At 64.6% G+C, this 6,693-nt stretch carries 5 protein-coding genes and 1 pseudogene; 1 reads left to right on the forward strand and 5 read right to left on the reverse strand.

Annotated elements, in window-relative coordinates; all coding sequences use genetic code 11:
* Both WAN71_RS07160 and WAN71_RS07165 read right to left on the reverse strand, forming a co-directional pair.
* Window positions 1–529 (reverse strand): annotated as a pseudogene (locus tag WAN71_RS07160) (hypothetical protein); the annotation flags it as partial.
* A 19-nt stretch (window positions 530–548) separates the two neighbouring features.
* Window positions 549–2,003 (reverse strand): condensation domain-containing protein, encoded by a 1,455-nt coding sequence (locus WAN71_RS07165; protein ID WP_422224668.1) that lies wholly within the window; start codon window positions 2,001–2,003, stop codon window positions 549–551.
* Between the two features lie 353 nt (window positions 2,004–2,356).
* Here WAN71_RS07165 and WAN71_RS07170 point away from each other — a divergent pair, with 353 nt between their 5' ends.
* On the forward strand, window positions 2,357–2,938 hold the full coding sequence (locus tag WAN71_RS07170) for a TetR/AcrR family transcriptional regulator (RefSeq protein ID WP_422224669.1): 582 nt from the start codon (window positions 2,357–2,359) through the stop codon (window positions 2,936–2,938).
* Between the two features lie 59 nt (window positions 2,939–2,997).
* On the opposite strand, the gene WAN71_RS07175 is transcribed toward WAN71_RS07170, so the two are convergent.
* The 3 genes from WAN71_RS07175 to WAN71_RS07185 form a co-directional block, all read right to left on the reverse strand.
* Window positions 2,998–4,188 carry a DUF1501 domain-containing protein gene (locus WAN71_RS07175; RefSeq protein ID WP_422224670.1) on the reverse strand — a complete coding sequence of 397 codons (1,191 nt, stop codon included), beginning with the start codon at window positions 4,186–4,188 and terminating at the stop codon, window positions 2,998–3,000.
* A gap of 9 nt (window positions 4,189–4,197) precedes the next feature.
* Window positions 4,198–5,514 carry a DUF1800 domain-containing protein gene (locus WAN71_RS07180; protein WP_422224671.1) on the reverse strand — a complete coding sequence of 439 codons (1,317 nt, stop codon included), beginning with the start codon at window positions 5,512–5,514 and terminating at the stop codon, window positions 4,198–4,200.
* Window positions 5,515–5,580: 66 nt separating this feature from the next.
* On the reverse strand, window positions 5,581–6,693 hold a 1,113-nt coding region (locus WAN71_RS07185), incomplete at its 5' end, for a tetratricopeptide repeat protein (RefSeq protein WP_422224672.1).

Genomic DNA, 6,693 nt, shown 5'->3' on the forward strand with positions numbered 1-6,693 from the left:
TGTCGCGCGCGGTTTGGCGGGCGTCCTCGCGCAGCGCCCGCCACCGCCGCCGTGACGCAGCAGCAGGCCAGTTGACGGCGTTGTCGTAGCCGCACGCCGCTTCCACCATCGCCAAGCACGCCCCGAGGCCGTCGGTGAGGCAATGTGAGACGACCAAGCTCACCCCCGCGCCGCCATCGGTGAACGGGAGCACCGCAAGGTGCCATCCGGGTCCGTGCTCGGCATCCAGGGGAATGGCGGCCTGCTCGCTGAGCCAGGTGTCGAATTCTTCACGCGGCCGAGGCGTCGCGACGATCTCGAGGTCGGACGAATCGCTGGACGAGACCCAGCGATGGCGGCCGAACGGCAATGGTGACCGTTCGATGCGGCGGGATAACCGCCCCCGCTGAAGGTGGTGATGGAACTGCCGAAGACAGTCGATGTCGATTGCGCGGTCGTACACCCAGACGCACTGCCCCAGGCTGGCAGCTCCCGTCGCTCGCTCGCCGAGAAATGCGGTCTGGTCGACCAGATCGAGTACGTTGCTCATCTTCGTAAAGTCGCTTTCGTCACTTGCCCGCCGCGCGCAAGGCGAAGGGTTCGTGTGAATTCGCATGGTCTGCAACCGCATCCACCCACTCCGAGGTGCCTTTGGCGAAGCGCGTGAACACCTGGATCAATGTCGCGATGTAACGGCGCACCGACTCACGCGCGATGGGGTTGTCCGGAAAGGAGATCGTCACGGTGGTTTTTGAGGCGTGCCGGTTGACCCACATGTTGATCCCGCCGTGCGACAGACAGTCGCCGTAGGTGCCGAAGTTCGTCTCTTCCCACAGTGTGGCGAGGGGTATCTTGCGGAAGTCGAGGAACGACACCATCATTGCCGGACGCGTGGGCAGCCTGATCCCCAGCTGCTCGGGTGCCGCCAGCTCGAGGACCCGTTCAAACGGCACGCCGGCAAGATGTCTAGTGCCGTCGAACGACTTCTGCGCTGCCCGGGCCACCTCGGGAAACGAGCCAATGCCGATCGGCACGGTGACCGGAAACACGCTGGCGAACCAACCCACACTCATCGTGTCGATGCCCGGCGTCCGCGTGTCGTAGGTCGTGAATCCGTGGTAGGTCTCGGTGCCCGTGAGTTCGTGCTCGGCCAGAGCTGCGCACGCCAGGACTCCCCCGCTGAACCGAGCGCCGGCCTCACGGCAGACGGTGTCGAAAGACTCCGTCTGGGCCGCGTCCAACAAGTCAACCGTCAAGAAGTCGCCTTTGTTGGTGGCCCACGTGTCGCCGAGCGGCAGCGGAAAGCTCGGCCAGTCGCCGTCGGCTTCTTGCGCGAACTCGATCCAGTCCTTGACCTGTGGGGACGACAAGGTCAAGCTCGCCACCTCCTGGCGCTGCCGCGCGGTGTAGTCGCAATAACTTCCAACCTGCGGAAGCGTGGTGGGGGTCGCCTGCCGCAGGTTCTGGTACATCAGGTGGATGTCGAGGAAGATCAGTCCGGCGGACATGCCGTCGATGTGGAGATGGTCAACGCTGGCGTAAATCGTGAAATGGTCAGTGTGCTGGACAATGCCGAAGGTGAAGCAATCCCACTCCAGTGTCTCCGGCGTCGTCGTCACCGCGTGTGTGCGTGTTTGTTCAGCGCTCATATACCCGACCTCCACAGGAACGAAATCGATGACTTCTGGGCTGTCGATCGTGCGACGAACAATGTCGTCGTTCTCGAATTCGAACCAGTTGTGGTAGGTATCGTGACGACGGACATGCGCATTGATCGCTGCCGTCATTGCCGGAATGTCACACACACCGGGAATGTCCCACGCCACGATCATCAGGCGGGGCAGCCGCCTGCCCATCCCCTTGGCGTAGTAAGCGAGCCGAGCATGTTGCGCTTGCTGATAACTCGCAGCGAGATCGCTCCGTCGCGCAGTACGAGCCGCTTCACGTGCCGCGGGTGAGGCCGTCCACGTGGTAACCGGACCGTGCGGCGGTTGCCATCCGTTGATGTTGCCCAGTGCAACCAATTTTCTCAATCCTTGTCTGTGCGATTCCGCAGCTTTCTCGCGCGGCGCGGGAGTGGCGAATGGCGTTCGCGAATGATTCGCGCTTGCGTGAATTTTCTTTAGGCGTTGTTCGCTTCAGTGAAGCCAGTCATTTTCGGGTAGCGCGACAGCGTTGGCGCAAGGTTGCGATGGTCGACTCCAGCCGTTTGGGCGAGGCGCATGAACCCCCGAGCCGGTGTGGACGTGAAATACGTTGTTGCGGTCATACCCATGCCCACGACTAGTGCCCCGTCGATGGTTCGCCCCTGAGGCGTACTCACAGCGAGACGTCTAGTAATTACCTTTGTACCAACGAGGGGTAGGAGACTGGAGTAATGACGCCAAGTCGAGCGCGCGGTCGACCGCGCAGCGAGGAACACCGCCATGCCGTCCTGAAAGCCGCCATGGAACTGATGCAGGAGGACGACCTGCGCAGGGCGTCAGTCGACCGGATCTCCGCACGCAGCGGGGTCAGCAAGGCGACCATCTACAAATGGTGGCCGAACAGAACCGCGGTGGCTATCGACGCGTTCCTGCACCAAATGATGACCGACGCTCCCGTGCCCAACACCGGATCAGCGGCCGAAGACTTCCGCCTGACGTTGCGCGGCATGATGGGGTTCTACGCCAGCCCGCTTGGTGCGATCTTCGCCCAACTGGTCGGCGAGTCGCAGTTCTACCCAACTGAACGTGAGCGGATCCGAACACACCAGGTGAACGTCCGCCGAGGAGCCGTGAGGAAGATCTGGGACCGCGGCGTCGCCCGCGGTGAACTAAATCCGAACCTCGACCCCGAGCTCGCCTTGGATCTTATCTTCGGGCCGGCGATGTACCGGATGGCGATTGGGCACGGAGGATTGACGCCAGCCGACGCCGACGCCATCGTAACCACAGCTATGCGGGCACTGGCGAGCTGAGCACCGCTACCGTCAATTACACGCGCCCGCATCGTCTTTCGAAAGCAGCCACCGCTTTCTTACAGAAACCCGAGACTGTGCCGACCCGCCCCGACCGAGGGGGTGGGGTCGGTCTGAACCGTCTTCGACAGCAACTCGTGGTAGACGTCCCGGAAGTCGGTGCTGGGTTTGAGATCGCCATTGTCGAGATCGGTCAGACTGGGCTCGTCGCCGTAGAAGCCGCCCTTGACCGGCCCACCGGCGACGAACACCGGCCCAGCGGTGCCGTGATCGGTGCCTTGCGAGGCGTTGGCCATCACCCGTCGCCCGAATTCCGAGTATGCCAGCAGGACAACATTTTTACCGTACCGGTCACCGGCCATCTGCTGGAGGAATGGTGTCACGGCTTCGTCGAAGGTCTGCAGTAGACGCTGCTGGGTCTCCCGTTCGTCTGCATGCGTGTCAAACCCCCCCAGTTGCACTGCGTATACCCGGGTGGGCACCGCTGCCTTGACCGCGGCCGCCACCATGCTCAGCTGGCTGGCCAGTGAGTTGTGTTTCCCGCCGGGCGGCTTGATCGCGCCGAGGGTCGTGTCGGTGGTACGGGTGGCTCGATAGGCGTCACAGACCGCCGACATTGCGGGCGTGTCGTTCGAGTCGTCCGCACCAAGCGCGTCCATTACCTCTGCGAATCTGTCCGGTGACTCTGGCTTCTCGGATGGAGAAAGTGCTGCTGCCGTGCACTTTTCACCAACTGCGAGCGGCGGCAGGACCGGGCCGATGTTGACCGCACGCAGCGGGTCGGTACCGGTGGCATCGAGCCAGCGGCCGATCCAACCGGTCGGGACGGGCTCGGCCGGCGAAGCGGTCTGCCAGATGTCCATGGACCGGAAGTGGCTATGGTCAGGCTGCGGATAGCTCACGCCGCGCACAATGGCCAGCTTCCGGTTGTTCCATTGCTGGGCCAGGCCTTTGAGGGCCGGATTCAGTCCGAGCTGGCCATCCAGGGCCAGCACATCGCTTGGGGCATAGGCCAGTTCGGGCCGGGCATCATGATAAGCATTGTCAGCATAGGGGATTACGGTGTTGATGCCGTCGTTGCCGCCGTACAGCGTGAGAATCACCAGCACACCGGCGCCCTCGGCGAGGGGCCGCTGCTTGGCCTCGCGCATCAGGTCGGGCCAGCTGACCGCGCAGGCACCCGACAGCAGACCGGCCGCACCGAGACCGACGCTGGCGACCAAAAACTTGCGGCGATTCAAATCAGGCATCGGCACTCACTATGACGTCAGGTATTCGGGCGTATTGACGGCGGCGGCGACGAGCTGGACCGGCCTGCGCACCAACGGCTTTAGCGCCGTGGCGGTCCGGTCCGACCATGCCCCGACCCCGATCAGATAGCCGACGGCGTCGATCCGATCGTCGGCGGCGGCGTCTTCGATGCTGGACAGGTCACCGGCGCGCGCCAGTTGGCTTGCGGCGCGCATCCGCACATCGGCACTGGCGGTCGACAGCCAGACCCGGCCGTGCGGCCACCCGCCGACATCCGGCGGATAGAAGGGTCGCTGCCCCAGCCCTCGTAGCGTGGCGTTCACTAGCTTCTGGTGCGCCGGGGTGTCGACGGGGACGCCCAATGTGCGGATCACCCCGACGAGCCACTCGACCGGCGTGTTGACGATGGCCGCCCGGCTACTGATGAATTCGTCGTCGGTGAGGATTGCCCGGGTCAACGCCTCAAGGTTTCGGGCGGGACCGTAGGCGGTGACCAAGCGATCGAGTGCCGGTGGCGACGGCGGGCTGTCAGATGCGAGCTGCTGCCACAGTCGTCCGGCGACGTATTGCGGCGATTTCGGTTGGGCCAGCACGATGTCGCAGAATCCGGCGGCATCGAATTCGCGGGTGACCCCGAATATCGTTTTGGCCGTGCGGTCGTGCCGCCTGGGCATCATCGACGTTTCGCCGTTGGGCCGGATGACCCACCCGGTCAGTGCGCGGGCGCCCTCGCGCACATCGTCCTCGGTGTAGCCGTCGCCGTGCCCGAGCGTAAACAGCTCCATGAACTCACGGGCAAGGTTCTCGTTGGGGGCCTTGGCGGTGTTGCGCTGCGCATCCAGCCAGCGCAGCATCGCCGCGTCGGTCAGCATGGCATAAGCGAGTGAGCGGAAGTCGCCGAGCGACAGGGTGCGCAGTTTCTGGTTCTGCGCCGCCATGTGCGCCGCGAGCCTTACCTTCTGGGCGGAGGTGGCAAAGTGGTTGTGCCACAACAGCGTCAGCTTTTCGTGAATGGGCTGGTGCACCGCTATCATGCGGTGCAACCACCACTGGGACAGCTCGGTCATCTGTCCGGACAAGCGGCGATTGAACTCCTTGCGGTCCGCCGCCGCCGCCCCCTTCCCGGGGCCGCGCAGGGTGGGCAGCGTCGGCATCGGTGTTGCTACGGCGCCTGGGTCGGCGTCGGGATCGGCAGCCAGAGCGGTGTCGATGTACGTCGACCAGTCGTGCCCGGCGAGGGCGTCGACCTGCGGGCCGGTCACCCCGAACCCCACCCGGCGCAGGACGCGAGCCGTGGTGATCCACCCATCCGACTGGCCGGCCATGGCGTAAGTGTGACTGACTTTTCTTGCGATTTGCTTGCGGCCCTGCTTACAAGGCCGTCAGCCGAGCTAAAACGTGCTGGTGGGGCGCACCCGGTTGGCCAGGTCGACAAGCGTGTAGCGGTGCGCCTGGGTGGGCGCTGCGCGGGCCAGCCCACGCAGCGACGCCTCGACGCCGAGTCGCAGGCCGTGTTCGGTAAACGGAAACCCGAGAATGTGGTTGGTGCTGGCCTCGTGCCCCTGCAGCCAGTCCAACGCGCTGCCCAGTACCAATGCCCGGATCTGCAGCACCCGCGGCTCGGTCGGCGGCAGCGCCTCCACCCGCCGCGCGGCATCGCGGATCTGCTCTTCGGTGATCTCGGTCGCCGACCGGCCGGACAGCAGCGTCACCGCACTGGTCAATCGCGCGGTGGTGAAATGCCGTGAGGTGGCCGGTACTTCGTCGAGAGTGCGTACCGCTCCGGCTCGGTCCCCTTCGACCGACTGCGCCCGGGCCAGCCCGAAGGCCGCCGAGATCACCCCGTCGTCGGTGTTCCACACCTCTTCGTAATACATGTGTTCGTCTGAGCTGCCGGCCAATTCCGCGGTGGCGGCCAAGGCCATCTTGGGCGCCAACTCGCCGGGGAAGGTATCTAACACCTCGCTGAAATGCTTGATCGCCGAGTCGTAATCGCCGATGAGCAGCTCCGAGACCGCGCGGTACCAAACCAGCCGCCATCGCCAGCCGACTCGGTCGGCCAGGTCGTCGAGTTTGCGGGTGGCCTTGGCGACATCGCCAAGGTCCAGTAGCGCCCGCACCTCCATCAGCGGCAGCTCAACGGACTCCGACAAGTCGATGTCGTCGGAATCCATTGCGCCGTGGCGGAACGCGCGCAGCGAGTCCAGCGTCTGCACCGGTTGGGACAGCACGGTCGCTCCCAGCAGCGGCGCGGCGACATCAGCCGGATCGACCAGCGGCACCTGCAGCGCAGTGACGATCTCCTTGGCGGTCAGCTTCTCCGAATGCACTTGGCCGTCAAGGTATACGTCGGTGTGCGCTACCAACAGGTCTTCGCCGAATGTGGAGCGGCTGCGGCTGAAGATCGTCGACAAGCCTGGTCGACGCACACCGGTGTCCTGGGCGACCACCTCACGCAGAACGCCGGACAGCTGCCCGGACATCTCCTCAGCGCTGGCGAACCG

It is taken from the genome of Mycobacterium sp. (genome assembly GCF_049280035.1).
In the GTDB taxonomy this organism is placed as follows: Bacteria; Actinomycetota; Actinomycetes; order Mycobacteriales; family Mycobacteriaceae; genus Mycobacterium.